Here is a 26,132-nt window from a genome sequence, read left to right as displayed (position 1 = left end):
TGGCGTGGGGCGTCTTTGCCGTCTTGGCCGTTGCACGTGCAGGTCAGCGCGGGACGGCAGCGCTCCGGACATACCGTTTCGGCAGGCAGCGCCACCGTCTTGTCCTGACTCGCGACAAGGAGGTGGCAGCTTCCTGCCAGGGCGCAGCCTGCCGCTGCCGGGACGGCTGCTTCGCGGCATCCGTCCCGGCGAGCAGGGCGGCGACCGGCGGCGATACGGCAAGGACGCCTGGGACGGGGCAAGACGGATCCGGGCGGTGTCTCCTGACTGGCGCGCTACCTGCGCGGAGACGCCTGCGTTGCCGTCTTGCCCTCGGCTGCCGTCTTGCCGGTATGTGCTCTGACCTGCGAGATCACGGCAGGGACGGCAAGTACGGCAACCAGGGAGGGTGGGGTTCAGTCCTCGCCGCGGGGGGCGAGTACCGGGTGGACGGTGGGGCAGTACCGCCGCCAGGCGTCGAGGAACTTGTTGCGCGTGTAGCCCTTGCGCTGCGACCGGTCGGCCATACGCACGTTGCCGGGACGGATGTCGTAGTCGCGCAGCATCGCTCCGAGTTCCCGGGAGGTCAGGCCGTAGCGCCCCCGCTCTCCCCACGGGGCTTCGTCGTCCGCGTTCAGGTGGTAGAGGAGATCCGCGGTGGAGAGGCTGTCCGCCTCACGCTGGGCGAAGAAGACCCGGCGGATGTCGGCGAGTATGCGTGCCCCGCTGGGATGGTCCTCCTCGGCCGCCACTTCAGCGGCGACCATCCGCGCGCAGGCAATCCGCGCGAGCCGGGGCCAGCTAGCGCCTGCCAGGTCGGCAACGATCACCAGGGGCTCCCATGTGTCGGCAGCACGGTCCTCAACCGGCATGTCCGGTTCCAGGTCTGCGGCGTCCTCCAACAGTGGGCGGGCCCAGGTGTGGATGCGGTCGCGCAGCTCGTGCAGGGCCGGGATGTCGCGCCGTGAGCGGAAAGGCTTGACCTTCTCGCCATCGGCCCGGCGCCGCATGCGGATGACCACCGACCGGTCCATCACCGTGTCCGGCAGGTCCCCGATACCCGCGATGGCCGCCATCGCGAACGTGGCGAACTTGTGCGGGGTGTGGTCGTTGCCGACGACCCGCGTGACATACCGGCCGCGCTGATGACCGGCGTTGAGCAGGCCACGCGTCTCCTCGTTCTTCTCCGCGACCTTGGGGCCGAAGATGGTGTCGGCCTCGTCCACCAGCAGCGTCGGTGGCTCGTCCTCGTTGATCGAGCGGAAGATGGCCGCTGGTGTGGTGTTGATGGTGAGCATCGGCTCGTGAACCGTCTCAGTCAGCACGTCCAGGAGCCGCGACTTGCCGCAGCGCTTCGCCGGCCCCACCACCGCCAGACGTGGGGCGTGCTGCCACGCGGGCTGGAGATGCGTTGCCGCCACCCACAGGGTGATCGCGTCCAACGCCTCCGATGAGGGAGGGATCACGAACTGGGCTATCTGGGAACGCAGTTCGTCAAGCAGCTCCGAGCCCGGCGTCGGCTCCGCGTCGGGGATGGCCTCCAGCCTGCCCGCAGGATCCGCTTCGCTGGCGCTGGCGTCGGCCGTACCGTCGCTCGAGTCCGCCGCGGCACTGTCAACTTGCGAGTGGGCGCTCGGCCGGCCGGGGATGGCTGTGGCGGGCCAGGTCGCTCGGGCGGGGGCGGAATAGGACTCGGGGTCCTCGGGTTGCACTGGGCGACTCCTCGTCTGGCGGCGTTGGGCTTGCACGCCCCTGCCGCCGGGTCGGTTCTCACGGGATTGCTGGGGAGTCTCGGGGCCTCCGGCGTTGCACCGCCGGAGGCTCTCCCCCTTCTCGCGGGGCTTTCGGCACCGCGAGCGACCACGGACAGTACGTCCACGCCGCACCACAGTCCAGCGTTTCTGTGTCAGCTCAGCGCAGAAGCCCCCGACATCCATCTGACGCCTCACGCTGCCAGCCCCAGCAGGGACAGCAGGTCTGCGGTCACCACCCGGTAGGCGTTCCCGAGCCTGAGCACCTTGCACGGGTACTGGCCACGCTTGGCCAGCTCGTACCCCTTGCTCCGCCCAAGCCCCAGAGCCCGGTTGGCCGTCTCCAGGTCAACGGACACAGGAAGCTCCAGAAGCTCCTCGCGGCTCATCCCCTTCGCCCGGCCGGCCTCTTCGTTCTCACGCATGCGCGCTCCATCCATGACTGAGCCCACGGCGAACGCGGCTGCCGCGCTCGTCTCCAGGTCTTGGAATCAACGCTAAGCAAGTTAATGTGTCTACATGACACAACGCCGCAGCCATCATGGATCTAAGAAGGCCGATGACGAGGACGACGTCCTGGAGTGGGTGGATCAGATCATGGCCACCGTGGCCATCGAGGTCCGCAGACGACGGAAGGAACTGGGTTGGAGCGCGCAGGACTTGGCCGACAAGTGCGCGGAGATCGGCCATCCGATCCCCCGCAACGTGATCGCCAACATGGAGTCCGGTCGCCGCTCCAACCTGCCCTTGGTCGACGTCATGGTCCTGGCCCAGGCGCTGAACACCCCGCCCATCTGCCTCATCTATCCCGTCGGCTACGTCGACGACGTACAGCGGCTTCCGCTCCAGGACTCCACCTCCGCACTGGACGCGCTGCGCTGGTTCACCGGGGAGGAGACCGAACTCGGCGCGGACGACGACATGCTCCGCTACTTCCGGGCTCATCACTCGGCCCAAGAGCGACTGCGAAGCGCGCGACGCGACGAGGAGTACGCCCGCTACCACGCCCAGACCGCACCAAATGCCGACCGGAAGGCCGAGGCCCTCCGCTCCCAGGCCCGTGCCGCCGAGGCGGCCGACGACGCCGAAGACCGCCTGCGCAGAGTTCGCGCCTTCATCGAGGAAGAGGGCGTCACGCCCCCGTTTCTGTGGCCGGACGTGGCCGGCGTAACCGACTCCCCCGGGAGCGATCCCGACACCACCGAGGAGAATGATCTTTGAAGGGCTCCACCTACCGCCGCTGCTCCTGCCGCGACCCCAATTCCGGCAAGGAACTCGGCACCTCCTGCCCCAAGCGCAACAGCAGGAACCACTGCACCTACTCCGTACGGCAAGAGCTCTCCTCCCGCGAGGACGGCAGCCGACGCTCCTTCGCCCGTGGCGGGTACGGCAGCCTCAAGGCGACCCAGGCCGATCTCGACCACGTACGGGCCCTCCTCGGACTCGCCGAGTCGGACGACCCCGAGGGCACCGAACTCATCGCCGAGATGCTGGCCGAGGTCAGCCGCGAACGGTCACCCCTGCCGGAGGTCGAGGAGACGAGGCGGCGGCTCAACGCCGGCCAGGACCTCATCGGCAGCCTCACCGTCGCCGAATGGCTCGACCGCTGGCTGGCCGGCAAGCGCATACGCAAGTCCGGCCTCAACCGCTACGAGACCGACCTCCGCATCCACCTGAAGCCGCACATCGGCGGCCGGCGCCTCGACCGGCTGCGCGTCAGCCACCTCAGCGAGATGTTCACCGACATCCGCGACGCCAACGCCCAGATCCTGGAGGACAACACCCAGCGCCGAGCCGCGATCGACGAACTGGCGGCCATCCCGTGGAAGGGCGCGGAGAACCGAGCCCGCCGCAAGGCGATGAAGGCCGCCATCGACGAGATGCCGCCCTACCGTCGCATCACCGGACCCGCCACGCGCCAGCACGTCAAGGCCACCCTCCGAGCCGCTCTGAACGACGCGATCGGGCAGCAGATCATCACTTTCAACCCCGCCGCCCACGTCGAGATCGACCCCGTACGCAAGCCGAAGGCGCTCGTATGGACCGACGAGCGGGTCGCCAAGTGGGAGCAGACGGGCGAGAAGCCGTCCCCGGTCATGGTCTGGACACCCCAGCAGACCGGCGCCTTCCTCGACTTCGTCGCCAAAGACCGGCTGTACGCCATGTGGCACCTGATCGCCTTCCGTGGCCTGCGTCGGGGCGAAGCGTGTGGGCAGCCCTGGTCGGAGACCAACCTCGCCACCCACTCCCTCACCGTCTCCGCCCAGCTCGTCCAGGACGGATGGGACGTCGAGACCTCCGAACCCAAGACCGACAGCGGCTTCCGCGTCGTCGCGCTCGACGACGACACCATCGAGGTCCTGGAACACCACCGCGCACAGCAGAACGCGGACCGCTCAGAGTGGGCCACAGCCTGGGTCGACACCGGCCTCGTCTTCACCCAGGCCGACGGCTCCTGGCTCCACCCCGGCAAAGTCACCGACCTCTTCGAGAGGCTCGTCGCCGCATCCGGCCTCCCACCCATCCGCCTCCACGACCTCCGGCACGGCGCGGCCACGCTCATGCTCGCCGCCGGCATCGACGTCAAGATCGTCTCCGACACCCTCGGACACAGCGACACCCGGATCACGCGGGACATCTACCAGAGCGTCCTGCCTCACGTCGGAAAGAGCGCGGCCGAGGCCACGGCCAAGCTGGTCCCCCTCCAGCGGCGGACCGAGGCCGAGCAGGCCGCCCGCAAGGCCGCGAAGGCCGCCAAGAAGGCGAAGACCAAGGAGAAAGCCCAGGCCATGAGCAAGAGGAAGGGCAAGGCCAAGAGGCCCAAGAAGTAGATCGCTGAGCCGCTCCGCTCACGCATCGCTCACGCAAGCACTTCCACGGCATCCCCGTCGTGCGGCTCGGCATGCCCCGGGCATGAAAAAACCCCAGGTCACGGCGAGTGAGTCCTGAGGTTTCTCCGAGCCGCCTTCGGGATTCGAACCCGAGACCTACGCATTACGAGTGCGTTGCTCTGGCCAACTGAGCTAAGGCGGCACGCCCTGCCACACCATGGTGCGATCAGCAGCGGGCCCAAGTCTACACAGTTTCCGAGGGTGCTCCGTACCGCCCTGTCTCCGGGGCGTAATCGCAGGTCAGCAGCGGGGTGGGTGGGGTCAGGAGCACTTCTTGCCGTCGCTCGGCGGGGTGCCCTCCAGGAGGTAGGTGTTGATCGCCGTGTCGATGCAGTCGCTGCCTCGGCCGTACGCCGTGTGGCCGTCGCCCTCGTAGGTGAGGAGCGTCCCGGAGCTGAGCTGGCCGGCCAGGGACTTGGCCCACTTGTAAGGGGTCGCCGGGTCCCGGGTGGTGCCGACCACCACGATCGGGGCCGCGCCCTCGGCCTTGATGCGGTGCGGGGCGCCGGTGGGGCGGACCGGCCAGTAGGCGCAGTTCAGGGAGGCCCAGGCGAAGCCCTTGCCGAAGACCGGGGAGGCCTTCTCGAAGGCGGGGAGCGACCGGGTGACCGCTGCGGAGGTGGTGAAGGCGGGCGGCAGGTCGATACAGTTCACGGCCGCGTTCGCGTACATCAGGTTCGCGTACGTGCCGTTGGGCTCCCGCTCGTAGTAGCTGTCCGCCAGCGAGAGCAGGCCCGAGCCGTCGCCCTTCTTGGCAGCCGTGAGCGCGTCACGGAGCTGCGGCCAGGCCGCCTCGTCGTACATGGCGGCGATGACCCCCGTGGTGGCCAGGGACTCCCCGAGCTTGCGCGAGTCACCCGTGTCGATCGGCTTGGCGTCGAGGTCGGCGAAGAGCTGCTTCAGCCTGTCCGCGGCGTCCGGGGCGGACGTGGTGCCGAGCGGGCAGCCCGCCTTCTTCACGCAGTCACCGGCGAAGGACTGGAACGCCGTCTCGAACCCCGCGGTCTGGTCGCGGTTCATCTCGGCCGAGGGCAGCGACGGGTCCATCGCACCGTCCAGGACGAGCCTGCCCACCCGCGCCGGGAAGAGCTCGGCGTACGTCGCGCCGAGGAAGGTGCCGTACGAGGCCCCCACGTAGTTCAGCCGGTCGTCGCCGAGCAGCGCGCGCAGGACGTCCATGTCACGCGCCGTCTCGACGGTGGAGACATGCGGCAGGATCTCCGCGGAGCGCTGCTCGCAGCCCGCGGCGAACTTCTTGAACGCACCGCTCAGCGCGGTGACCTCACCGGCGTCGTCCGGCGTCTGGTCGACCTGCGTATAGGCGTCCATCTGCGGACCGGTGAGGCACTTGACGGGTTCGCTGCGCGCCACCCCGCGCGGATCGATGGCCACCATGTCGTACCGGGCCCGCACCTGGGCGGGGTAGCCGATCGCGGCGTAGCCCTGGAGGTAGTCGATGGCCGATCCGCCGGGCCCGCCCGGATTGACCAGCAGCGAGCCGATCCGCTCGCCGGGCCCGGTGGCCTTCTTGCGGGAGACCGCCAGCTTGATCTCACCGGCGTCCGGCTTCGCGTAGTCGAGCGGCGCCTTCATCGTCGTGCACTGGAACCCGGTGACTCCGCAGTCCCGCCAGCTGAGGTGCTGTGCGTAGTACGTCTTCAGCGCCGCCGGGACGGGCGATGCGGTGGCCGCCGGTGCGGACGACGAGGCGCTCGTCGTCGAACTTCCGCTGCTGCAACCGGAGATGAGCAGGCCGGCAGTGCCGAGCGCGATGGCGAGGGTGCGGAGCGGGCGCCTGGTGTCCATGTCCGGAGCGTAGCCGCCGGGTGACGACTCGCCCGATTCCCTACTCATACGGGTGATTCGGTGTTGCCCGGACACCGGCAGGGAGCCGTGGTGGCGCCCGTCCTGGGCTCAGCCCGCCCGCAGCGCCATCGTCATGGCCTCCACCGCGAGCAGCGGAGCCACGTTGCGGTCCAGCGCCCGGCGGCAGGCGGTCACCGCCTCGATCCGGCGCAGGGTCCGCTCGGGTGTGGACGAGCGGACGACGCTGTCGAGGGAGTCCTGCGCGTCGGCATTGGCGATGGCGATCCGCGAGCCCAGCTGGAGCGCGAGCACATCGCGGTAGAAGCCGGTCAGCTCGGTGAGCGCGAGATCGAGGCTGTCGCGCTGCGTACGGGTCCTGCGGCGCTTCTGCCTGTCCTCCAGCTCCTTCATCACCCCGGCCGTGCCGCGCGGCATCCGGCCCCCGGCGGAGGCCCCGAGCGCGGCCTTCATGTCCTCGGTCTCCTTGACGTCCACGTCCTCCGCGACCTGTTTCGCGTCGTCGGTGGCGGTGTCGATCAGCTCCTGCGCGGCCTTGAGGCAGCCGCCGATGTCCTCGACGCGCAGCGGCAGTCTGAGGACCGCCGCACGGCGGGAACGTGCCCGCTCGTCCGTGGCGAGGCGGCGGGCCCTGCCGATGTGGCCCTGGGTGGCGCGGGCGGCGGACGCGGCCCGCTCCGGGTCGATGCCGTCCCGCCGGATCAGGACATCGGCGACCGCTTCGACCGACGGGGTACGCAGCGTCAGGTGGCGGCAGCGGGAGCGGATCGTGGGCAGCACGTCTTCGAGCGAGGGCGCGCAGAGGAGCCACACGGTGCGCGGCGCCGGCTCCTCGATCGCCTTCAGCAGGACGTTGCCCGCGCCCTCGGTGAGGCGGTCGGCGTCCTCCATGACGATGACCTGCCAGCGTCCGACGGCCGGCGAGAGCTGGGCGCGGCGGACCAGCTCCCGGGTCTCCTTCACACCGATGGAGAGCAGGTCGGTGCGGATCACGTCGACATCGGCGTGCGTACCGATGAGGCTGGTGTGACAGCCGTCGCAGAATCCGCAGCCCGGCGCCCCGCCCATCGCGCGGTCCGGACTGGTGCACTGCAGAGCCGCCGCGAAGGCCCTGGCGGCGGTGGACCGCCCGGAGCCCGGCGGGCCGGTGAACAGCCAGGCATGGGTCATCTTCGAGCCGGACGGCACCGGCTTTCCCGCGGAGATGGCGGAGACCAGCACGTCGGCGTCCCGGGCGGCGGCACCGAGCTGTTCCTGTACCCGGTCCTGGCCGACCAGGTCGTCCCATACGGACATGGGGCACCGCCCTTCCGGTGGTGTGCGGCCGGGCTGCCGCTCCGTGGAACAGCGCCCGGCCCTGCGTGGGCTCTCACCACGGCAGTAGCCATGGCTCTCGTCGATCCGGCTTCCCATTGTGAGGGACGGGTCTGACAATCGCGGCAGGCCCCGGGACGTGAAGAGCCCGGGAGCAGGAGAGCAGGAGAGCAGGAGAGCAGGAGAGCAGGAATGCACGGGAACACGGGAGCAGGGGAGCCCCGGAGGTACCGGGGCTCCCCTGCGTACCGGGTTCAGCCGCGCGGGCGACGTCCCCGGCCCCGGGAATCGGGGCTCTCGTCGTCGTGGTCGCCGAGCAGTTCGTCGGCCAGCGTCGGCAGGTCGTCCAGCGGGGTCTCCTCCGCCCAGTCCGGGCGGGGCCGCCGGGACTGCCGGCCGGAGCGCTCCTGCTGGTCCGGGGCCGGCCGGGGCGCGTTCGGGTCGGTGATCTGCGGGAGCTCGCGGGTGCGCTCGTTCTCGCGCTCCGGTACGGAGCCCGCCGGGTGCTCGTCCCGGAATATGCCCCTCGGCACCCGGCCGGCCGGATCGGTGTCCCGCTCGGAGCCACGGCCCGCCTCCCGTACCGGCGGAAGGACCGTGGTCTCGTCCATCGCGCCCGCCGCGTCGCGACCGCCGGAGCGCTCGTCCGGGTCGGTGAACTTCGGGATCATCGTCGTCTCGGCCTCGTCGGACGGCCAGGTGGCAGACGAGGACCGGGAGTCGGAACGGGTGGCTCCGGCCGGCGGCTCCGCCGGGGAGGGAACCGGCTGAGTGATCTCGTTCGGGTTGACGATCGGGGTCGGCACGGTCAGCTCGTTGTCCGGCACGGACGGGCCGGAGTCCCGGGACTCCCGGCGCTCCTCCCGCTCCCGTGAAGCCCGGGCGGCGGCATCCCTGGCGGCGGCCTCGGCCGCTTCCGCCTCGGCCGCGGCGGCCTCCGCACGCGCGGTCTCGGCCGCGGCGGCCGACTCGGCCTCGGCCTGGCGGCGTGCCGCCTCGGCCCTCAGCAGCGACTCCTCGGCCTTGCGCTGCTTCTCAAGGCGCAGCGCCTCGGCCTCCTTGCGCAGCCGCGCCTCCTCCTCGGCCTGCTGGCGCAGCCGCGCCTGCTCGACCTCGCGGGCCGCTTCCTCGGCCTCCAGCCGGGCCCGCTCCTCCTCGGCGACCCGGCGGGCCTCCTCGGCGCGCTGCCGGGCCTCCTCGGCCTGGCGTTCGGCCTCGCGGCGGCGCGCCTCCTCCAGCTCCTGGCGCTTGCGCTCCTCCTCCTCGGCACGGAGCCTGGCGAGCTGTTCCTGCCGCTCGCGCTCCAGGCGCTCCTCCTCGGCCTTGCGCGCGGCCTCTTCCTCGGCGAGGCGCCTGGCCTCCTCCTCGGCGGCCTTGCGGGCCTCTTCCATGGCCTTGATCTCGGCCTCGGAGAGCGGGAGGAGCTGGTCGAGCCGGTGCCGTACGACGGTGGTGATCGACTCCGGGTCCTGGCCGGCGTCCACCACCAGGTAGCGCGTCGGGTCGGCTGCGGCCAGCGTCAGGAAGCCGGAGCGCACGCGGGCGTGGAACTCGGGCGGCTCGGACTCCAGCCGGTCGGGCGCCTCGGTGAACCGTTCCCGCGCGGTCTCCGGGTCGACGTCCAGGAGCACCGTCAGATGCGGTACGAGCCCGCTCGTCGCCCACCGGGAGATCCGGGCGATCTCGGTCGGCGCGAGATCGCGGCCCGCGCCCTGGTAGGCGACGGACGAGTCGATGTAGCGGTCGGAGATGACGATCGCGCCGCGATCGAGGGCCGGGCGTACGACCGAGTCGACGTGCTCGGCACGGTCGGCCGCGTACAGCAGGGCCTCGGCACGGTTGGAGAGCCCGGCCGACGACACGTCGAGCAGGATCGACCGCAGCCGCTTGCCGACGGGCGTGGCACCGGGTTCCCGGGTGACGACGACCTCGTGGCCCTTGGCCCGGATCCACTCGGCGAGCGCCTCGACCTGGGTGGATTTGCCGGCTCCGTCGCCGCCCTCCAGAGCGAGGAAGAAACCGGTCGTGGCGGGTGCGACGGCCGGGTCGCCGCCGCGCAGCGCCTCGCGCAGATCGCGGCGCAGCGGCACCCCGGAACGGTCGTCCGTCTTCGCGAGGACGATCGCGGCGACCGGCAGCAGCAGGGCGCCGATCAGCATCAGGGTGAAGGCGGCGCCGCCGTGCGCGAAGACGAAGTCCCCGGCGGTCAGCCGGTGCGTGCCTATGGCTGCGGCCACCAGCGGGCCACCGACCGCGCCGAGCGCGATCAGGACCCGGACGACGGCCTGGAGGTGTTCGGTGGTGCGGACCCGGCGGGACTCCTCGGTCTCCTGGTCGACGAGGACATGGCCGGTGTTCGCGGCGACGCCCGCCGCGTATCCGGCGAGCACGGCAATCAGCACGACGGTCGCCGTGTCCGGGACCAGGCCCATGACCAGCAGCGCGACGCCGGTGACGGCGGTGGCCAGAGAGAGCAGCCGGCGCCGCGACAGCGTCGGCAGCACCTTGCCCGCGGTGCGGATACCCACGCCCGCACCACCGGTGAGGGCGAGGATCAGCAGCGCGAGGGTGGCGGGACCGCCACCCAGGTCGGTGGCGTGCAGCACGGCGACGGCGCCCGCTGCCGCGATCGCTCCGGCGACGGCGGCGCAGGTCCCGACGATCAGCGGGAGGGCACCGGTGCGGCCCTTGTCCGCTCCGTGGCCGGCGGACGGCCGGCGCAGCCCCTCGAGCGGGGAGCGCGGCCGGGGCGTGGCCGTACCGGGCAGTTCCAGGAAGTACAGGATGGAGATGGAGGCGGAGAACAGCCCGGCCGCGACGTACGAGCCGAGGGCCGCCTGGTGGAAGGAGAACCAGTCCAGGCCCGAGCCCAGCAGGTTTCCGATCAGCGTGGCCACCAGCAGCACGGCCGCGGCGGCGGGGACGGCGGCGAAGTCGGTGCGCAGGAAGAGCCGGCGCAGCGGGTCGAGGTGGTCGGGCAGCGGGCGCACCGCGGCGCCCTCGATGGGCGGGGCGGGCAGCAGCGCGGGAGCGGCGCTCTCCTTGGCGACCCGCCACAGGCGTTCGCCGACGCCGGTGACGAAGACGGTGATCAGGATCATCATGAGCGCCCTGTCGGGCGTCCAGTCGATCCACAGCGGCGCGACGACCAGCAGCGCGAGCCGCAGCCCGTCCGCCCCGATCATCAGCCATCGCCGGTCGATCGGCCCGCCGGGTGCCGTCAGGGTCGTCAAAGGCCCCAGGAGTACGGCTCCGAAGAGCAAGGTGGAAATAATCCGGGCACCGAACACGGCGGCGACGGCAAAGGCCGCCCCGCGGTATCCGGATCCGAATGAGCCCTCAAGGACCGCCGCTTGCAGCGACAGCAACACCAGCACGAGAAGGGCGAGTGCATCGCCGATACCACCGACGAGCTGGGCGCTCCACAACCGCTTCAGCGGGGGAATGCGCAACAGGGCTCGTACGGCGCGCTCGCGTGAGTCTGCGGCAAGTGTGTCGGAGGTGGGGCTCACGACCGTTGGCTGCTCGGCTCGCGTCATCCGCCCAGCCTATCGGGAGCGGACCGGTGCCCGGGGGCCGCGTCCGAACATACGACCACCAGAACCTCTCCCGCCCCCGTATCAGCACCTCCGACCGGCCCCCTCCCAGCCCTCGGCCATCCCCCGCCACCTCCGGACGGCACCCTTCCAGCCCCCGCCACCTCGGCCCGCCCCATTCCAGCCTCGGCCATCCCGCGGCACTTCCACCCGCCCCCATTCCAGCCCCTCCGGCGTTTGAGGAGCGGGGTCCGGGGCGGAGCCCCGGTTACGGGAAGGGGCGGGTAGGGGACAAGGCCCGCCGCAGGCGCAACCCACCCGCAGCCAAAGCGCACAGGTGAGACAGACAGGCTCAGAACAACGCGCCGGGCGGGCCGGAGAAACAACTCCGGCCCGCCCGAGGTGCGGAAACTCATCGACTCCGCGAGGTCACTCCTCCGTAGGAGCCGTAGAAGCAGAAGCGGCGGAGGCGGACGACTTCTTCGCCGTGGTCTTCTTGGCCGCCGTAGCGGTCGCCTTCTTCGCGGTCGTCTTCTTGGCCACCGTCTTCTTGGCCGCGGTCGCCTTCTTCGCCGCCGCCTTCTTCGCGGTGGCCTTCTTGGCCGGAGCCTTCTTCGCCGTCTTCTTCTTGGCCGGCCCCTTGGCCCGCTTCTCCGCGAGCAGCTCGTAGCCGCGCTCCGGCGTGATCTCCTCGACGCTGTCGTCGGACCGCAGCGTCGCGTTCGTCTCGCCGTCGGTGACGTACGCGCCGAAGCGGCCGTCCTTCACGACGACCGGAGCACCGCTCACCGGGTCGGTGCCCAGTTCCTTCAGCGGCGGCTTGGCGGCGGCCCGCCCGCGCTGCTTCGGCTGGGCGTAGATGGCGAGGGCCTCTTCGAGGGTGATGTCGAAGAGCTGGTCCTCGGAGGTCAGCGACCGGGAGTCCGTGCCCTTCTTCAGGTACGGGCCGTAGCGGCCGTTCTGCGCGGTGATCTCGACGCCCTCGGCGTCCTCACCGACGACGCGCGGCAGCGACATCAGCTTCAGCGCGTCTGCCAGCGTCACCGTGTCCAGCGACATCGACTTGAACAACGAAGCCGTCCGCGGCTTCACCGCGTTCTTGCCGGTCTTCGGGGTGCCCTCGGGCAGCACCTCGGTGACGTACGGGCCGTAGCGCCCGTCCTTGGCGATGATCTGGTTCCCGCTGACCGGGTCGGCGCCGAGCTCGAAGTCGCCGCTCGGCTTGGCCAGCAGCTCCTCCGCGTACTCGACGGACAGCTCGTCGGGCGCCAGTTCCTCGGGGACGTCCGCGCGCTGGTGGCCCTCGGAGTCCTTCTCGCCGCGCTCGATGTACGGGCCGTAGCGGCCGACCCGGAGCTTGATGTCGTTGCCGACGGGGAACGAGGAGATCTCCCGGGCGTCGATCGCACCGAGGTCGGTGACGAGCTCCTTGAGCCCGCCGAGGTGGTCGCCGTCGCCGTTGCCCGCGTCGGAGGCCTTTCCGGCACCGGCCGTGTCGTCGCCGTCCGTCGCGCCGAAGTAGAAACGCTTCAGCCACGGCACGGACTGGGCCTCGCCGCGTGCGATGCGGTCGAGGTCATCCTCCATGCGGGCGGTGAAGTCGTAGTCGACGAGCCGGCCGAAGTGCTTCTCCAGCAGGTTGACCACGGCGAACGAGAGGAACGACGGCACGAGGGCCGTGCCCTTCTTGAAGACGTAGCCGCGGTCGAGGATCGTCCCGATGATCGAGGCGTACGTCGACGGGCGGCCGATCTCGCGCTCTTCGAGCTCCTTGACCAGCGAGGCCTCGGTGTAGCGGGCCGGCGGCTTCGTTGCGTGGCCGTCGACCGAGACCTCGTCGGCGGACAGCGCGTCGCCCTCGGCGACCTGCGGCAGCCGGCGCTCACGGTCGTCCAGCTCGGCGTTCGGGTCATCGGCGCCTTCGACGTACGCCTTCATGAAGCCGTGGAAGGTGATCGTCTTGCCGGAGGCGGAGAACTCGGCGTCGCGGCCGTCGCTCGCCCGGCCGCCGATCTTGACGGTGACGGAGTTACCGACCGCGTCCTTCATCTGGGAGGCGACGGTCCGCTTCCAGATCAGCTCGTAGAGCCGGAACTGGTCGCCGGTGAGGCCGGTCTCGGCAGGGGTGCGGAAGCGGTCGCCGGAGGGGCGGATCGCCTCGTGCGCCTCCTGCGCGTTCTTGACCTTGCCGGCGTACGTGCGCGGCTTGTCCGGCAGGTAATTGGCACCGTAGAGCTGCGTGACCTGGGCGCGGGCCGCGGAGATCGCGGTGTCCGAGAGGGTCGTGGAGTCGGTACGCATATAGGTGATGAAGCCGTTCTCGTACAGCTTCTGCGCGACCTGCATGGTGGCCTTGGCCCCGAAGCCCAGCTTCCGGCTCGCCTCCTGCTGGAGGGTCGTCGTACGGAAGGGCGCGTACGGGGAACGGCGGTACGGCTTCGACTCGACGGAACGCACGGCGAACGAGGAGTCGGCGAGCGCGGCGGCCAGGGCGCGGGCGTTCGTCTCGTCCAGGTGCAGCGTCTGACCGGAGGCGGCCTTGAGCTGACCGTCCGGACCGAAGTCGCGGCCCTGGGCGATGCGGCGCCCGTCGACCGCGCTGAGGCGGGCGGTGAGCGTCGAGGGGTCGGAGGCGTCACCGCTGCGGCCGGTGGCGAAGGTGCCGGTCAGGTCCCAGTACTCGGCGGAGCGGAAGGCGATGCGCTCGCGCTCCCGCTCGACGACGAGGCGGGTGGCGACGGACTGGACGCGGCCCGCCGACAGACGGGGCATGACCTTCTTCCACAGGACCGGCGAGACCTCGTAGCCGTAGAGGCGGTCGAGGATTCGGCGGGTCTCCTGGGCGTCGACCATGCGCTGGTTCAGCTCGCGCGGGTTGGCGACGGCAGCCCGGATCGCGTCCTTGGTGATCTCGTGGAAGACCATCCGGTGGACCGGGACCTTGGGCTTGAGCACTTCCTGCAGGTGCCACGCGATGGCTTCGCCCTCGCGGTCCTCATCGGTGGCGAGGAAGAGTTCGTCCGACTCGGCCAGCAGCTGCTTGAGCTTCCTGACCTGGGCCTTCTTATCGGCATTGACGACGTAGATGGGCTGGAAGTCGTTCTCGACGTCCACCCCGAGCCGCCGGACCTCGCCGGTGTACTCGTCCGGCACCTCCGCGGCACCGTTCGGGAGGTCGCGGATGTGCCCGACGCTCGCCTCGACGACGTATCCGGGGCCGAGATAGCCCTTGATCGTCTTCGCCTTGGCAGGCGACTCGACGATGACGAGTCGGCGGCCGCCCTGTGCGGTCTCGCTGGTCGGGGACAACTTCGCTCTTCTCTCCGGTCGACACTCGGTGGGCATCCGGGCAGCGCGATCGCGCTGCCGACAGTGCTGTCGCTGCGGAGTGTGACGGTACAACCCGCCCCCGTGTCAAACGGCAAAAGCCCGCAACGGCCACTCGAACGGTAACCCGACTTCCGCCTTTCCTGCCGCCCGGCCCGCTCGGTCCGCCGTGCGCGGGGCCGCTGCCTGCATGTTTCGGCGGCGCTGTGGCGGCCCTGCGGGTGCCGGGTGCGAGGTGCGGGCGGTCCGGGCGTGTTCCGGGCGGGCCCCGGGCCGCGAGTGCCCGCGAGGGGTTCGGACGCGCACTCGGACGCGTGCTCAGACGCGTGTGAAGCACCACACCCCGAGGACGAGGAAAACTACGCCGAACACAGTCGCGAGTACGGTCGAAGCGACGGGACTCACCCGGTACGCCACCGGCGCGCGCTGCAGCACGCACGCCCCCGTCCACAGCAGCAGCGCGGCACCGAACAGTGCGAACGCCGTACCGGCGAAGATCGCAGGTCCGCTCTCCATACCCGTACGCCTCTCTGTCCCCCGGCGCGGACCGCGCCGTACGGCTTCGTGTCACGCCGTTCCGGGGAGGCTCGCACCACCGGGCGTCGGCGACGCGAACCCCGGGTGAACAGCGGTACCGGCCGTGCTCACGGGACCGCACCGTGCTCACATGACGTCGAGGGTCGCCCGCCGCCGGCTTCCGCGTTCGAACACCGTCAGCAGCACGACGGCGAGCAGCGCGTACCCGGCCCCCGTCCCGAGCTCGGCGGCGAGATCCCGGACGTCGAGACCGGCGCCGGCGGACAACTCACTTGCCGCTTCGGCCGCGTGGGTCAGCGGCAGTACGGCGCCGACGGCGCGCATCCACTCCGGCAGACTCTCCCTCGGCACGTTCGCGCCGGTCAGCAGCAGGAGCACCGAACTCGCCACGTTTCAGGAAGACATCCCGGAGGCGCAGCCCCAGCGCCCCGAGCGCGAGGCCGAACGCGGAACACCCCGCCGCGGCGGCGAGCAGCACCGCCGCCAGCCCGGGAACAGCGCCAACCGGAATCCGCAGACCGAGCAGCAGGCATGCGGCGGAGAGCGTGAAGGCGCTGATGAAGAGTCCGTTCAGCACATACGGCAGCGCACGGCCGAACCAGAGCGGAGCCCAGTACCGGGGACTCAGCAGCACCGCGCCGAGCGTCCCGTAACGGCGTTCGTTGGCGATGGCCATCGTGCCGCCGTAGACACAGGCGGTGGAGGCGGCGACGACGGCGTTGCCGAGGAGGTAGAAGCGGTCGTCGGCGACCTGGAGCTGACGCCCCAGGAAGACGAAGAAGAGCAGCTGCAGCAGCGGGCCCACCAGCAGGGTGCCGACGAACATCGGGGGCGTCGTCCAGTTGAAGAGCGCCCGGTAGGACAGGGCGCCGCCGATCACGACGAGCCGCAGCGCGGCGAAGGGGCTTCGATGCGTGTGGCTCCGGTTCGTGGGACTTCGGTTCGTGCGTGTTCGGTTCGTGGGTGTTCGGTTCGTGGCGGCCGGGTCCGGTGCGCTGACGGGCATACGGGACAACTCCTGGTTCAGGCGCTCGGGCGCTCAGGTATTCAGGTGAGGGAGAGGGTGGCGGCGGCCCGTACGCGCTGTTCGACGCGCCCCAGGACCAGGACGGCGGCCAAGGCGTACAGCGTGCCGAGGGCGAGGGCCGCGGCCATCGGGACCAGCACCTCACCGGCCCCGTGCCTCCCGAGGTCGCGGCGTGCACCGCCCGCGAGCCCCATGTGGTGGGCAGCGCCCAGGAAACCGGACGGGTCCAGTCCGGCAGGACGGTGACGGGCACGAGCATCCCGGACAGCATCCACACGGGCGCGTCCAGCGGGTTGGCGAGTGCGTTGGCGTTGCGCAGCAGTACGAACGTGGCGGCGAGCAGCAGGCCCATCATCCCGAGCGACGCGACGCACACGGGTATGGCGACCAGGAAGAGCAGCGGATGAGCGAAGTCCAGCGGCACGTCGAACAGCACCGCGCCCCAGATCACCGTCGCCCCCATGGCGTACGTGCCGATGACGGCGGTGGCCAGGGTGATCGGCAGCAGCACGAGGGAGAGCGGCGTGGGCGAGGCCACCAAGGTCTCCAGCGTGCCGAGCCAGCGCTGGTTCTGCACGGCCCCGCCCGACCCGAAGAGCACCGACGACCAGATGCCCATGAGCCCCGCCCCGACGGCCGCGGTGAGCAGTCGGTCGGGGTCGTCGGACGCGCGGAAGAGGTAGACGGCGAGGGTCGCGTACACCAGCGGTACGAGGACGGCGAAGGTGATCTCGATCGGCGAGCGGCTCATGTACGAGACGTGCGTGCGCACTCCGACGGCCACCAGACGCAGCACCCTGGCGGGGGCCGTGCCACCGCGGCTCATGCCGGGGCCCCGTCGGCGAAACGGCCGGCCTCGACGGACTGATCCGCCTCGTACCCGGCCCCGTGCTCGGCTTCGTGCTCTGCCTCGCCCTCCGCCTCGTCCTCCGCCTTGCCTTACGCCTCGTCCTCCGCCTTGCTCCCGGGTTCCGTCGACTCTTCGCTCTCCGCCTCCTCGACGATCGCGATGTAGGCGTCCTCCAGGGTCGGTTCACGTGTGACGACCCGTCCGACCCGGACACCGTGGAGCGCAGCGAGCACCTGCGCGTGCAGCTGGACTCCGCGCTCCGTCTGCACGATGACGGCCTGCCGGCTGCCCCGGTCCTCGGCGGCCACGCCGTGCCCGCCCGCGAGGTCCCGGATGCGGTCGAGGTGTTCCTCACCCGCTCCGTGGGCCTCGATCTCCAGGATGCCGCGCTCCTGGACCCGGGACTTGAGCCGGTCCGGGGTGCCCAGCGCCCGGATGGTGCCGCCCGCGATCACCGCGATCCGGTCGCACAGCTCATCGGCCTCGGCCATGTGCGTGGTCAGCAGTACGGTCGTGCCGCCGGCCCGCAGATCAGCGATCGTGCGGCGCAGATCCCTCGCCGCCACCGGGTCGACGCCGATGGACGGCTCGTCCAGGAACAGCACGTCCGGCCGGTGCAACAGGCCCCGTGCGATGTGCAGTCGCTGCCGCATCCCGCGCGAGTAGCCCTCGACGCGTTCCTTCTCCCGGCCGGTGAGGCCGACCAGGTCGAGCAGTTCAGCGATCCGCCGTTTCTGGTCACGCGGTTCCACGGCGTACAGCTCGGCGAAATAGCGCAGGTTGTCGAGGGCGGACAGCCGGTCGTAGAGACCCCGGTCGCCACCGAAGACGTATCCGATCCTGCGCCGTACGGCGACCGGGTCGGACGCCACGTCGTGCCCGAGCACCCGGGCGGTGCCCGAGGTGGGCAGCAGCGGGGTGTTGAGCATCTTGATGGTGGTGGTCTTGCCCGCGCCGTTGGGGCCGAGGAGACCGAAGAGCTCGCCGCGTGTCACCTCGAAGGTGACCCCCCGCACAGCCCGGGTCTCGGTACGGCGCGGACGCAGGAAGCCGGTCCGGCTGGTGTAGGTGCGGCAAAGGCTCTCCGCCTCGATGGCAAGCATGGCGGGCACGCTAGGGCGGGCCGTGCCGCCCCCGCCATCAATTCGGGAGCCACCGAATCGTCGTTCCGGGCGCCACTCCGCCCGCCGCGCTCAGGAGACCGCGCGCAGCACTTCCTCCCCGGACAGCAGCGCGAGCAGGGCCCGGCCGGTGTCCGTGAGCTGGTAGTACACGCTGCGGCCGATCCGGTGCCGGGTGACGACGTCCGCGTCCGCGAGCGCGGACAGGTGCTCCGAGACCGTGCTCGGCGCGAGCCCCAGCCGGTCGGATATCCCGGCCGTGGTGAGCGGCCCGCCGAGCTGCCGCAGGACCGAGGCGCGGCCCCGGCCGAGCAGCAGCCCGAGCCGGTCACCGGTGTCGGGGTGATCCGCCCGCCGCTCCCGCAGCGCACCCGCGCCACGGGCCTGGAAGGAGACGGCCAGGACCTCGGGGTCATCGGTGGAGTAGAGCCGGCAGCCCTCGGCGAAGACGAGCGGCACGAGCAGGAGCCGGCGTTCGCCCGCACGGTATTCCACGTCGATGTGCTTGGTCAGCTCCAGGACGGGAGGCGTCCATCTGGCCCGGCTCTCCAGACCGGCGAAGAGCGCGTCGACTCCCTCGGTGGCGAAGGCCCTCGCACGGATGAGTACTTCGTCCTCGACGAGCCGGCGCATCGTGGGCCAGTGCGCCGCCGGCGCACCGTCCCAGTAGGCCGCGTACGCATCGGCGAGGGCCGCGCAGGACGGCTTCGGGTCCACCAGGTACGGGCGGATGCGTGGGTGGTCCTCAAGCCCCGCGTAGTGCTCGGCGACCCCGGCCCGTACGACGTCGGCCGGGGTGGCCCGGACCGTCTCCAGCTCCGCCTCGATGGACGTGGCCCCGACCGGCCGGGGCAGCAGGAAGTCCGGGAAGCTCAGCGGGCCCTCGGTCAGCAGTCACAGCGCATGCGTACGGTCGTCCTCCCTCAGCACCTCCCGGGCGCGCACCACCCACTCCTGGTACGGCAGGGAGGGGGCGCGGCGCGGCATCGCGAGATACAGGCTGCAGAACGCGTCCCACAGCGGGCTGATCGCGATCCGCGTCGCACCGAGCGATGGCGCGTCCAGCTCGATCCGGATCATCCGGCCGTCCCCTCCGCCGGGGGCACCGGCTCCAGGAAGCCCTCCTCGACCAGCAGCCGGATGGCCTGCGGAGTGCGGTCGCGCAGCAGCACCGGGTCCTCGTTCATCAGCTGGGCGATGGCGTCGAGGATCCGGCCCGCGGGCAGCGATCCGTCGCACACGCCGGCGAATCCGGCACCCACCGCGTCGACCTTCGTCGCACGCCGCATACCCCGGTTCTGACGGAGCACCACATGTTCGGGATCCTCGGCACCCGGCAGCCCGACCTGCTCCTGCACGACCTCGGCGGCCAGGGTGAAGTGACCGGTCAGCAGAGCCGCGTCGTCCTGGTCCCGCAGGTAGTCCTGGCGGGCGAAGTGCGTCTCGATGGCCGGTCCGAGCGGCTGCTCCACCGCGTGCGGCCACTCCTCGATCACGATCGACGGGTCCCCGGCGGCCGCCGCGGCGGACTTCCGCAGCGTGATCCAGCCGAATCCGACGCCCTTGGTCCCACTGGCCTCGAACTCGTCCAGCCAGGCGCCGTACCGAGCCGCGTAATCCCCGGGCTCCGTGCGGTGGTCGCCGCTGTCGCGCAGCCACAGCTCCGCGTACTGCGTGACGTCCTGGACCTCGCGCTGCACCACCCAGGCGTCACAGCCCTGCGGCACCCAGGAGCGAAGCCGGTCCTGCCACTCCTCGTCCTCGGTGTGCTGCCAGTTGGCCAGGAAGTGGGCGTACCCGCCCTCGTTCAGCCGCTCGCCGGTCTGCTGCACCAGGGTCCGGCACAGGTCGTCGCCCGCCATACCGCCGTCGCGGTAGGTGAGCCGGGCGCCGGGCGAGATGACGAAGGGCGGGTTGGAGACGATCAGGTCGTACGTCTCTCCCGCGACCGGTTCGTAGAGGGAACCCTCGCGCAGATCGGCCGGGGCGGCGCCGGACAGGGCGAGGGTGAGCCGGGTGAAGCCGAGGGCGCGCGGATTGAGGTCGGTGGCGGTGACCCTGGTGGCGTGCTGCGAGGCGTGCAGCGCCTGGATGCCGGAGCCCGTACCGATGTCGAGGGCGGAGGCGACAGGTCTGCGGACGGTGATACCGGCGAGGGTGGTGGAGGCGCCGCCGATACCGAGGACGACGCCCTCCTCGTGCGAGCCGATGCCGCCCGCGCCGCCGACGGCACAGCCCAGGTCGGACACGATGAACCAGTCCTGGCCGTCCGGTCCGCCGTAGGGGCGCACGTCGACGGACGCGCGCACCTCGCCGTCCGTCTCGGTCAGCCAGCCGTCCGCCACGCACTCCGGCAGCGGCAGCACGGCGGCCGCCCGCCCGGAGAGGACCGGGCGCTGGAGGAGGAAGAGCCGTACGAGCGTGTCGAGCGGCGCGTCGCCCCGGGTGGCGCGCAGCGCCGGGACGGTCTCGCTGCGGGCGAGCGCGGCGTAGGCGGGAGCACCGAGCTGGTCGAGGAGCCCGTCGGCGGTGAAGGCGGCGGCGAGCAGGGCTTCGCGAAGCCGGGTCGCATGGTCGGGTGCGGGAAGGCTGGTCTTACTCACGTGACCCATTGTGACGGCTCCCACTGACAACGGCAGCGGCCCGCCGGCCTCCAGGGCCGCCGGGCCGCTTCCAGGAACCGGCCGGCTACGACTTCTCGCTGGGCGAGGCGGAGGAAGACGCCTCCTTCGAGCCCTTCGCGTCCTTCGGGTCCTCGGAGTTCTTCGAGTCCTTCGAGGGAGACGCCGACTTGGAGGAGTCGGCGGACGGCGATGCGGGGGCCGTCGGCTTCTGGCAGCCCTTCTGCTTGGCCATGGCGTTGCCGACCTCGCCGGACTGGAGCTTCTTCAGCGCCTGGTCACCGTTGGTGCTGATCTTGTTCAGCTCGTCAGCGATGCCCTTGAGGCCGTCCGCGAACTTCGCCTGGTCCTTCGTGTCGAGGTCATCGACCTTCTTCTGCAGGTCCGCGTAGGCCACGGAGGAGGCGTTGAGCTCCTTCACGGCCTCCTTCTGCGTGGTCTCGCCGTCGTCGACCGGCGGCGGGCCCGCCGAGTCGACGGCTGAGCCGAGCGCCTTGTACGCCTGCGAGATCTGCTTGAAGGCGGCCGAGTCGGTCTTCTGGACGTCGGCGGGCTTGCTGTTGTCCGCGGTCTGCTGCTGGATGGAGGCGTTGGCGTTCGCGATCTTCTGCAGCTGGGGCTGGACCTGGTCACAGACCTTCTTGGCCCAGTCGTTCACCTTGTTGTCGCTGTCGTCGCTGCAGCCCGACAGCGTAAGTACCAGTACCGCACCGCCGGACAGCGCGGCCGCAAGCTTCTTGTTCACCGGATTGGTCCCTTCCAAGGCTCTCGGCCCCGGAACTTACACGCCGAGCGCCCTTCATCCGGGCGCCCGGCGTCCGATGGGTAGGCTTTTGCAGCCATTTGCACCAAGCGAAATGAGGGAGATACAACTCACCCACACGACCCCCGCGCACGGGAACGTCCGTCCGAACAAGCACTCGTTCGGGTAGGTCATTCAGGTAAGCCCTTCGGGTGATGCACCCGGACAAGCCATGCGGATGAGCCAACGACCGTCTGGGGCAGCCCCTCTGACGGCCGGACGACCCATCGGACGCGCGGTGGAGAAGTGGCCGAAGAAGCGGACGGGCGGACGAGGCATCGGAATGCCCCGCCCACCCGGTTGCCGACCCCGCGTCGCCTAACGGCGCCGACCAGGAACGCCGTTGACACGGCCTCCCTCCGCCGCCGGGCTCACTGGACGGCCGCCGGGTCGCTCGGCCGGGCCGGGCTGCCCCCGCCCTCGCCGCCGGGATCGCCCTCGTCGCCGACGGCGATCCCGCGCCGCTTGGAGACGTAGACCGCACCGACGATGACCACGATGGCGAGCGCCGCCACCACCGCGCGCACCGCGGCGTTCGCGTCCTCGCCGTAGCTGAACTTCACCACCGCGGGCGCGATGAGCAGTGCCACCAGGTTCATCACCTTGAGCAAGGGGTTGATCGCCGGCCCGGCCGTGTCCTTGAAGGGGTCACCGACCGTGTCGCCGATGACGGTCGCGGCGTGGGCGTCGCTCCCCTTGCCGCCGTGGTGACCGTCCTCGACGAGCTTCTTGGCGTTGTCCCACGCCCCGCCGGAGTTGGCGAGGAAGACCGCCATCAGCGTCCCGGTGCCGATCGCACCGGCGAGATACGAGCCGAGCGCCCCCACCCCGAAGCTGAAGCCGACCGCGATCGGCGCCAGCACCGCCAGCAGACCGGGCGTGGCCAGCTCGCGCAGCGCGTCCTTGGTGCAGATGTCGACGACGCGCCCGTACTCCGGCTTCTCGGTGTAGTCCATGATCCCGGGGTGATCGCGGAACTGCCTCCGCACCTCGTAGACCACGGCCCCGGCGGACCGGGACACCGCGTTGATGGCCAGGCCGGAGAAGAGGAACACGACCGCGGCACCGAGGATAAGACCCACCAGGTTGTTGGGCTGCGAGATGTCCAGGCTCAGCCCCATCTCCCCCGCCGAGGCGCCCACGTCGTCGACCGCGGTGGCGATCGCGTCTCGGTAGGAACCGAAGAGCGCCGCCGCCGCCAGAACGGCGGTCGCGATGGCGATGCCCTTGGTGATGGCCTTGGTGGTGTTGCCGACGGCATCCAGGTCGGTGAGGACCTGCGCACCGGCGCCACTGACATCGCCGGACATCTCGGCGATGCCCTGCGCGTTGTCGGAGACCGGGCCGAAGGTGTCCATGGCGACGATGACCCCGACGGTGGTGAGCAGACCGGTACCGGCCAGCGCCACCGCGAAGAGGGCCAGCATGATCGACGTACCGCCGAGCAGGAACGCCCCGTAGACACCGAGCCCGATCAGCAGCGCGGTGTAGGCGGCGGACTCCAGACCGATGGAGATACCCGCGAGTACGACGGTGGCCGGTCCGGTGAGCGAGGACTTGCCGATGTCCCTGACCGGGCGGCGGTTGGTCTCGGTGAAATAGCCCGTCAGCTGCTGGATCAGGGCCGCCAGCACGATGCCGATGGCAACGGCGACCAGCGCGAACACCCGCGGATCCCCACCGTGCGAGGTGATGGACTCATCGGTGACCCCGTCCAGGTCCGCGTACGTGGACGGCAGGTAGACGAAGACCGCCACGGCCACCAGAACGAGCGAGATGACCGCAGAGATGAAGAAGCCGCGGTTGATGGCGGTCATCCCGCTGCGGTCGCTGCGGCGCGGCGCGACCGCGAAGACGCCGATCATCGCGGTGATCACACCGATCGCCGGAACGATCAGCGGAAACGCGAGTCCCGCGTCACCGAAGGCGGCCTTGCCGAGGATGAGCGCGGCGACCAGCGTCACGGCGTACGACTCGAAGAGGTCGGCCGCCATGCCCGCGCAGTCCCCGACGTTGTCGCCCACATTGTCGGCGATGGTGGCGGCATTGCGCGGATCGTCCTCCGGAATGCCCTGCTCCACCTTGCCGACCAGGTCCGCACCGACATCGGCGGCCTTGGTGAAGATGCCGCCGCCGACCCTCATGAACATCGCGATCAGCGCCGCCCCGAGCCCGAAGCCCTCCAGCACCTTGGGCGCGTCCGCGGCATAGCCGAGCACCACGCAGGAGGCGCCCAGGAGCCCGAGGCCCACGGTGATCATGCCGACCACACCCCCGGTACGGAATGCGATCTTCGTTGCTTTGTGCGAAACAACGGTGAGATCCTTTTCCGGTTCGCCTTCTGCGGGAGTCGCCTCACGCGCAGCGGCGGCCACCCGCACATTGCTCCGTACGGCGAGCCGCATCCCGATGTAACCGGTGGCCGCCGAGAAAAGCGCACCCACCAGGAAGAACACCGAACGGCCTGCGCGTTGTGACCAGTTGTCGGCCGGAAGCAGGAGAAGCAGGAAGAAGACGACAACGGCGAAGATGCCTACCGTTCGCAACTGCCGGGCCAGATAGGCATTCGCGCCTTCCTGGACGGCGGCCGCGATCTCCTTCATGCGTTCGGTGCCCTCACCGGCCGCCAGCACCTGACGTGCCAGCAGCTGGGCGACCAGCAGGGCCGCGACGGCGACGACCGCGACGACGATCACGATGACACGGTTGTCATCGGTGAGCACCGCTGCCGCGAGAGTGGTGGGTGGGTCGGAAAGTGCGGAAAACTGCGTCAGTTCTGCCAGTGGTGTGGTGCCGAACCCCGCCATACGTCCTCCTTGACGCTCAGCGCTCAAGACGTGGACGGATTGTAGGTAGCGAGACACGATCAAAACAGTGCGCGGTAAATGTAATTGACCTTCATCCACCGAACGACAATTGATCACCTTCGCGGACTGGGCCGAATGCAGTAATGGGGCAGACGCATTTTCGGTAGATCACTGATCAAGGGGAAAGGAAAAAGGCCCTGCTCAGCAGGGCCTCGAAAAACTGATCAGGGGTGACCGTCCACGCCACCGGGCCGGCCGAACCGCCCCGGGACGCGACGCACTCAGCGCAGTACGGTCGCCGGCGTCTTCGGCCAGCTCATCCGGATGACTCCGCCGTCCGCGCCGGATCTGACTTCCACGTCGTCGACCAGGCCGCTGATGACCGCGAGGCCCATCTCGTCCTCGCCGTCGCCGTCCGGATCGGGTTCCGGCTCGTCCGGCCCCACGGCGGACGTGTCGCCGGAGCCTCCGGACATGCCGGGTACGGACCCGTCGCTGCGCGGGCCCGGCACCTCGTCGCCGACCTCGATGGAGAAGGACTTCTCCTCCTCCGTCAGGACGACCGTGACCGGGGCGGTGATGCCATGGCTGCGATGCAGCCCGACAGCGCGGCTGCAGGCCTCTCCCACGGCGAGCCTGACCTCGTCGAGCACTGCCTCGTCGACCCCGGCCCGGCGCGCCACGGCAGCCGCCACGAGGCGGGCCGTCCTGACGTGTTCGGGCTGGGCGCTGAAGCGGAGTTCAACGGTGGCCATGCGATCCCCCTCGAACGTACGTGTGTGCACCCAGGAACCGGACCGATGGCCCGGCACTCCTGGCTCTTCCAGTCCGGTCACCGCCGACCGACCGGAAACCGCCGGCCGACGCATCTGCCCGGCATCCACCGGACGACCGCCCGACGGATGTTGTACAGCCGAAGTTCAACCGCCGACCCGACCTCCGCCAGCCGATCCTGAAGGCTGACGACTGACGGCTGATCCGACAGCCAACGGCCGCTTCGGCATCTGCCGACTGACAGCTGATGGCTCACAGCTGATCCAGCGGCCGATGACTGATCCAGCAGCCGATGACTCAGACAACCGGCGGCTGATCCGATCGCGTGAGCGACCGACCAGCAACCGAGCCGACGAGCAGACCGGCAAAATAGATCAGCCGACGACCACCGAACGGGTGACGGGTCGACGTCGGGATTGACGCCGCACCGATGCCGGACAGCCGAATCATCGGCCGCCGACAGGCCTCCGTCACACCCTCGGCCGTCTTCCTCCGAAGCTGTCGACGGCACCCGCCGGTCCGGCTGCGCCGCTACCGCCGGACCGGCCCTTGGGCCGGTCCGACCGCGAGCCGACCGTCAGTCGGTTGCCGCGACGGCCTCATCGACCGTGGTGTGAATCGGGAACACCTTGGTGAGACCGGTGATCCTGAAAATCTTGAGAATGCGCTCCTGGTTGCAGACCAGGCGCAACGAGCCCTCATGGGCCCGCACACGCTTCAAACCGCCCACGAGCACGCCGAGGCCGGTGGAGTCGAGAAAGTCGACGCCTTCCATGTCGACAACCAAGTGGTAGCTGCCGTCATTCACCAACTCGACCAACTGCTCGCGCAGCTTGGGCGCGGTATACACATCAATCTCGCCACCGACCTCGACGACCGTACGGTCGCCACCAGGGCCGGACACATTGCGAGTCGACAAGGACAGGTCCACGGATCCTCCAGCACCTTGCTATCGAGCGGTCGCCCCTCGG

The 26,132-nt window shown here is 70.4% G+C and carries 19 protein-coding genes, 1 tRNA gene and 1 pseudogene; 2 read left to right on the top strand and 19 right to left on the bottom strand.

Annotation, left to right across the window (positions count from 1 at the left end):
* Positions 1-395: 395 nt before the first annotated feature.
* Together ACGFU6_RS25045 and ACGFU6_RS25040 are read right to left on the bottom strand one after the other, a co-directional pair.
* On the bottom strand, positions 396-1,691 hold the full coding sequence (locus ACGFU6_RS25045) for a DUF3631 domain-containing protein (protein WP_393614008.1): 1,296 nt from the start codon (positions 1,689-1,691) through the stop codon (positions 396-398).
* 233 nt (positions 1,692-1,924) lie between these two features.
* Complete coding sequence (locus ACGFU6_RS25040) at positions 1,925-2,155, bottom strand: hypothetical protein (RefSeq protein WP_393614006.1); 231 nt, start codon at positions 2,153-2,155, stop codon at positions 1,925-1,927.
* A 94-nt stretch (positions 2,156-2,249) separates the two neighbouring features.
* Here ACGFU6_RS25040 and ACGFU6_RS25035 point away from each other — a divergent pair, with 94 nt between their 5' ends.
* Positions 2,250-2,951 carry a helix-turn-helix domain-containing protein gene (locus ACGFU6_RS25035; RefSeq protein WP_393614004.1) on the top strand — a complete coding sequence of 234 codons (702 nt, stop codon included), beginning with the start codon at positions 2,250-2,252 and terminating at the stop codon, positions 2,949-2,951.
* Entirely contained in the window at positions 2,948-4,561 is a 1,614-nt protein-coding gene (locus tag ACGFU6_RS25030) for a tyrosine-type recombinase/integrase (protein WP_393614002.1), read from the top strand. Before ACGFU6_RS25035 ends, ACGFU6_RS25030 begins: the two co-directional genes overlap by 4 nt.
* A 128-nt stretch (positions 4,562-4,689) precedes the next feature.
* On the opposite strand, the gene ACGFU6_RS25025 is transcribed toward ACGFU6_RS25030, so the two are convergent.
* From ACGFU6_RS25025 to ACGFU6_RS24945, 17 genes and pseudogenes are all read right to left on the bottom strand, one after another.
* Positions 4,690-4,763: transfer RNA gene (locus ACGFU6_RS25025), tRNA-Thr, on the bottom strand.
* 119 nt (positions 4,764-4,882) lie between these two features.
* Entirely contained in the window at positions 4,883-6,427 is a 1,545-nt protein-coding gene (locus tag ACGFU6_RS25020; RefSeq protein WP_393614000.1) for an alpha/beta hydrolase, read from the bottom strand.
* A gap of 108 nt (positions 6,428-6,535) precedes the next feature.
* A complete protein-coding gene (locus ACGFU6_RS25015) occupies positions 6,536-7,741 on the bottom strand; it encodes a DNA polymerase III subunit delta' (RefSeq protein WP_393613998.1) in 1,206 nt (401 codons plus the stop codon).
* 272 nt (positions 7,742-8,013) lie between these two features.
* On the bottom strand, positions 8,014-11,298 hold the full coding sequence (gene tmk / locus ACGFU6_RS25010) for a dTMP kinase (protein WP_393613996.1): 3,285 nt from the start codon (positions 11,296-11,298) through the stop codon (positions 8,014-8,016).
* Between the two features lie 426 nt (positions 11,299-11,724).
* Positions 11,725-14,604 carry a type I DNA topoisomerase gene (gene topA, locus ACGFU6_RS25005; RefSeq protein ID WP_393613995.1) on the bottom strand — a complete coding sequence of 960 codons (2,880 nt, stop codon included), beginning with the start codon at positions 14,602-14,604 and terminating at the stop codon, positions 11,725-11,727.
* Between the two features lie 336 nt (positions 14,605-14,940).
* Positions 14,941-15,138, bottom strand: a complete 198-nt coding sequence (locus tag ACGFU6_RS25000; RefSeq protein ID WP_393613993.1) for a hypothetical protein — start codon at positions 15,136-15,138, stop codon at positions 14,941-14,943.
* 147 nt (positions 15,139-15,285) lie between these two features.
* Positions 15,286-15,483 (bottom strand): hypothetical protein, encoded by a 198-nt coding sequence (locus ACGFU6_RS24995; protein WP_393614231.1) that lies wholly within the window; start codon positions 15,481-15,483, stop codon positions 15,286-15,288.
* Positions 15,428-16,165 carry a hypothetical protein gene (locus ACGFU6_RS24990; RefSeq protein ID WP_393614230.1) on the bottom strand — a complete coding sequence of 246 codons (738 nt, stop codon included), beginning with the start codon at positions 16,163-16,165 and terminating at the stop codon, positions 15,428-15,430. Before ACGFU6_RS24990 ends, ACGFU6_RS24995 begins: the two co-directional genes overlap by 56 nt.
* 253 nt (positions 16,166-16,418) lie before the next feature.
* Positions 16,419-16,937, bottom strand: a pseudogene (locus tag ACGFU6_RS24985) (ABC transporter permease); the annotation flags it as partial.
* A gap of 188 nt (positions 16,938-17,125) precedes the next feature.
* The gene (locus tag ACGFU6_RS24980) at positions 17,126-18,139 is read right to left on the bottom strand and encodes an ABC transporter ATP-binding protein (RefSeq protein WP_393613991.1); all 1,014 of its coding nucleotides are present in this window, start codon (positions 18,137-18,139) and stop codon (positions 17,126-17,128) included.
* A 90-nt stretch (positions 18,140-18,229) separates the two neighbouring features.
* Positions 18,230-18,874, bottom strand: a complete 645-nt coding sequence (locus ACGFU6_RS24975; RefSeq protein WP_393613989.1) for a winged helix-turn-helix domain-containing protein — start codon at positions 18,872-18,874, stop codon at positions 18,230-18,232.
* Between the two features lie 177 nt (positions 18,875-19,051).
* A complete protein-coding gene (locus tag ACGFU6_RS24970; protein WP_393613987.1) occupies positions 19,052-19,237 on the bottom strand; it encodes a hypothetical protein in 186 nt (61 codons plus the stop codon).
* On the bottom strand, positions 19,234-20,769 hold the full coding sequence (locus ACGFU6_RS24965) for a methyltransferase (protein ID WP_393613985.1): 1,536 nt from the start codon (positions 20,767-20,769) through the stop codon (positions 19,234-19,236). Before ACGFU6_RS24965 ends, ACGFU6_RS24970 begins: the two co-directional genes overlap by 4 nt.
* 76 nt (positions 20,770-20,845) lie before the next feature.
* Positions 20,846-21,523: a small secreted protein gene (locus ACGFU6_RS24960; protein ID WP_393613983.1), complete on the bottom strand. Its 678-nt coding sequence runs from the start codon at positions 21,521-21,523 to the stop codon at positions 20,846-20,848.
* A gap of 428 nt (positions 21,524-21,951) precedes the next feature.
* A complete protein-coding gene (locus ACGFU6_RS24955; RefSeq protein ID WP_393613981.1) occupies positions 21,952-24,387 on the bottom strand; it encodes a sodium-translocating pyrophosphatase in 2,436 nt (811 codons plus the stop codon).
* 281 nt (positions 24,388-24,668) lie between these two features.
* Positions 24,669-25,142 carry an ATP-binding protein gene (locus tag ACGFU6_RS24950; RefSeq protein WP_393613979.1) on the bottom strand — a complete coding sequence of 158 codons (474 nt, stop codon included), beginning with the start codon at positions 25,140-25,142 and terminating at the stop codon, positions 24,669-24,671.
* Positions 25,143-25,738: 596 nt separating this feature from the next.
* Positions 25,739-26,092: an STAS domain-containing protein gene (locus ACGFU6_RS24945; protein ID WP_003967428.1), complete on the bottom strand. Its 354-nt coding sequence runs from the start codon at positions 26,090-26,092 to the stop codon at positions 25,739-25,741.
* Between the last annotated feature and the right edge of the window lie 40 nt (positions 26,093-26,132).

It is taken from the genome of Streptomyces sp. NPDC048462, from assembly GCF_043200175.1.
GTDB lineage: Bacteria > Actinomycetota > Actinomycetes > Streptomycetales > Streptomycetaceae > Streptomyces.
This window is presented reverse-complemented; position numbering and strand designations above follow the sequence as displayed.

Bases quoted from the DNA above. Each gene is read 5' to 3' on its own strand.
- ACGFU6_RS25040 (WP_393614006.1), bottom strand. From the start codon at position 2,155: ATGCGTGAGAACGAAGAGGCCGGCCGGGCGAAGGGGATGAGCCGCGAG.
- ACGFU6_RS25035 (WP_393614004.1), top strand. From the start codon at position 2,250: ATGACACAACGCCGCAGCCATCATGGATCTAAGAAGGCCGATGACGAG.
- ACGFU6_RS24955 (WP_393613981.1), bottom strand. From the start codon at position 24,387: ATGGCGGGGTTCGGCACCACACCACTGGCAGAACTGACGCAGTTTTCC.
- ACGFU6_RS24970 (WP_393613987.1), bottom strand. From the start codon at position 19,237: ATGATCCGGATCGAGCTGGACGCGCCATCGCTCGGTGCGACGCGGATC.
- ACGFU6_RS24980 (WP_393613991.1), bottom strand. From the start codon at position 18,139: ATGCTTGCCATCGAGGCGGAGAGCCTTTGCCGCACCTACACCAGCCGG.
- ACGFU6_RS24995 (WP_393614231.1), bottom strand. From the start codon at position 15,483: ATGCGCGCCGTCGGCGCCGTACTGCCGCTGACCCACGCGGCCGAAGCG.
- ACGFU6_RS24990 (WP_393614230.1), bottom strand. From the start codon at position 16,165: ATGCCCGTCAGCGCACCGGACCCGGCCGCCACGAACCGAACACCCACG.
- ACGFU6_RS25015 (WP_393613998.1), bottom strand. From the start codon at position 7,741: ATGTCCGTATGGGACGACCTGGTCGGCCAGGACCGGGTACAGGAACAG.
- ACGFU6_RS25000 (WP_393613993.1), bottom strand. From the start codon at position 15,138: ATGGAGAGCGGACCTGCGATCTTCGCCGGTACGGCGTTCGCACTGTTC.
- ACGFU6_RS24950 (WP_393613979.1), bottom strand. From the start codon at position 25,142: ATGGCCACCGTTGAACTCCGCTTCAGCGCCCAGCCCGAACACGTCAGG.
- ACGFU6_RS25020 (WP_393614000.1), bottom strand. From the start codon at position 6,427: ATGGACACCAGGCGCCCGCTCCGCACCCTCGCCATCGCGCTCGGCACT.
- ACGFU6_RS24965 (WP_393613985.1), bottom strand. From the start codon at position 20,769: ATGGGTCACGTGAGTAAGACCAGCCTTCCCGCACCCGACCATGCGACC.
- tmk (WP_393613996.1), bottom strand. From the start codon at position 11,298: ATGACGCGAGCCGAGCAGCCAACGGTCGTGAGCCCCACCTCCGACACA.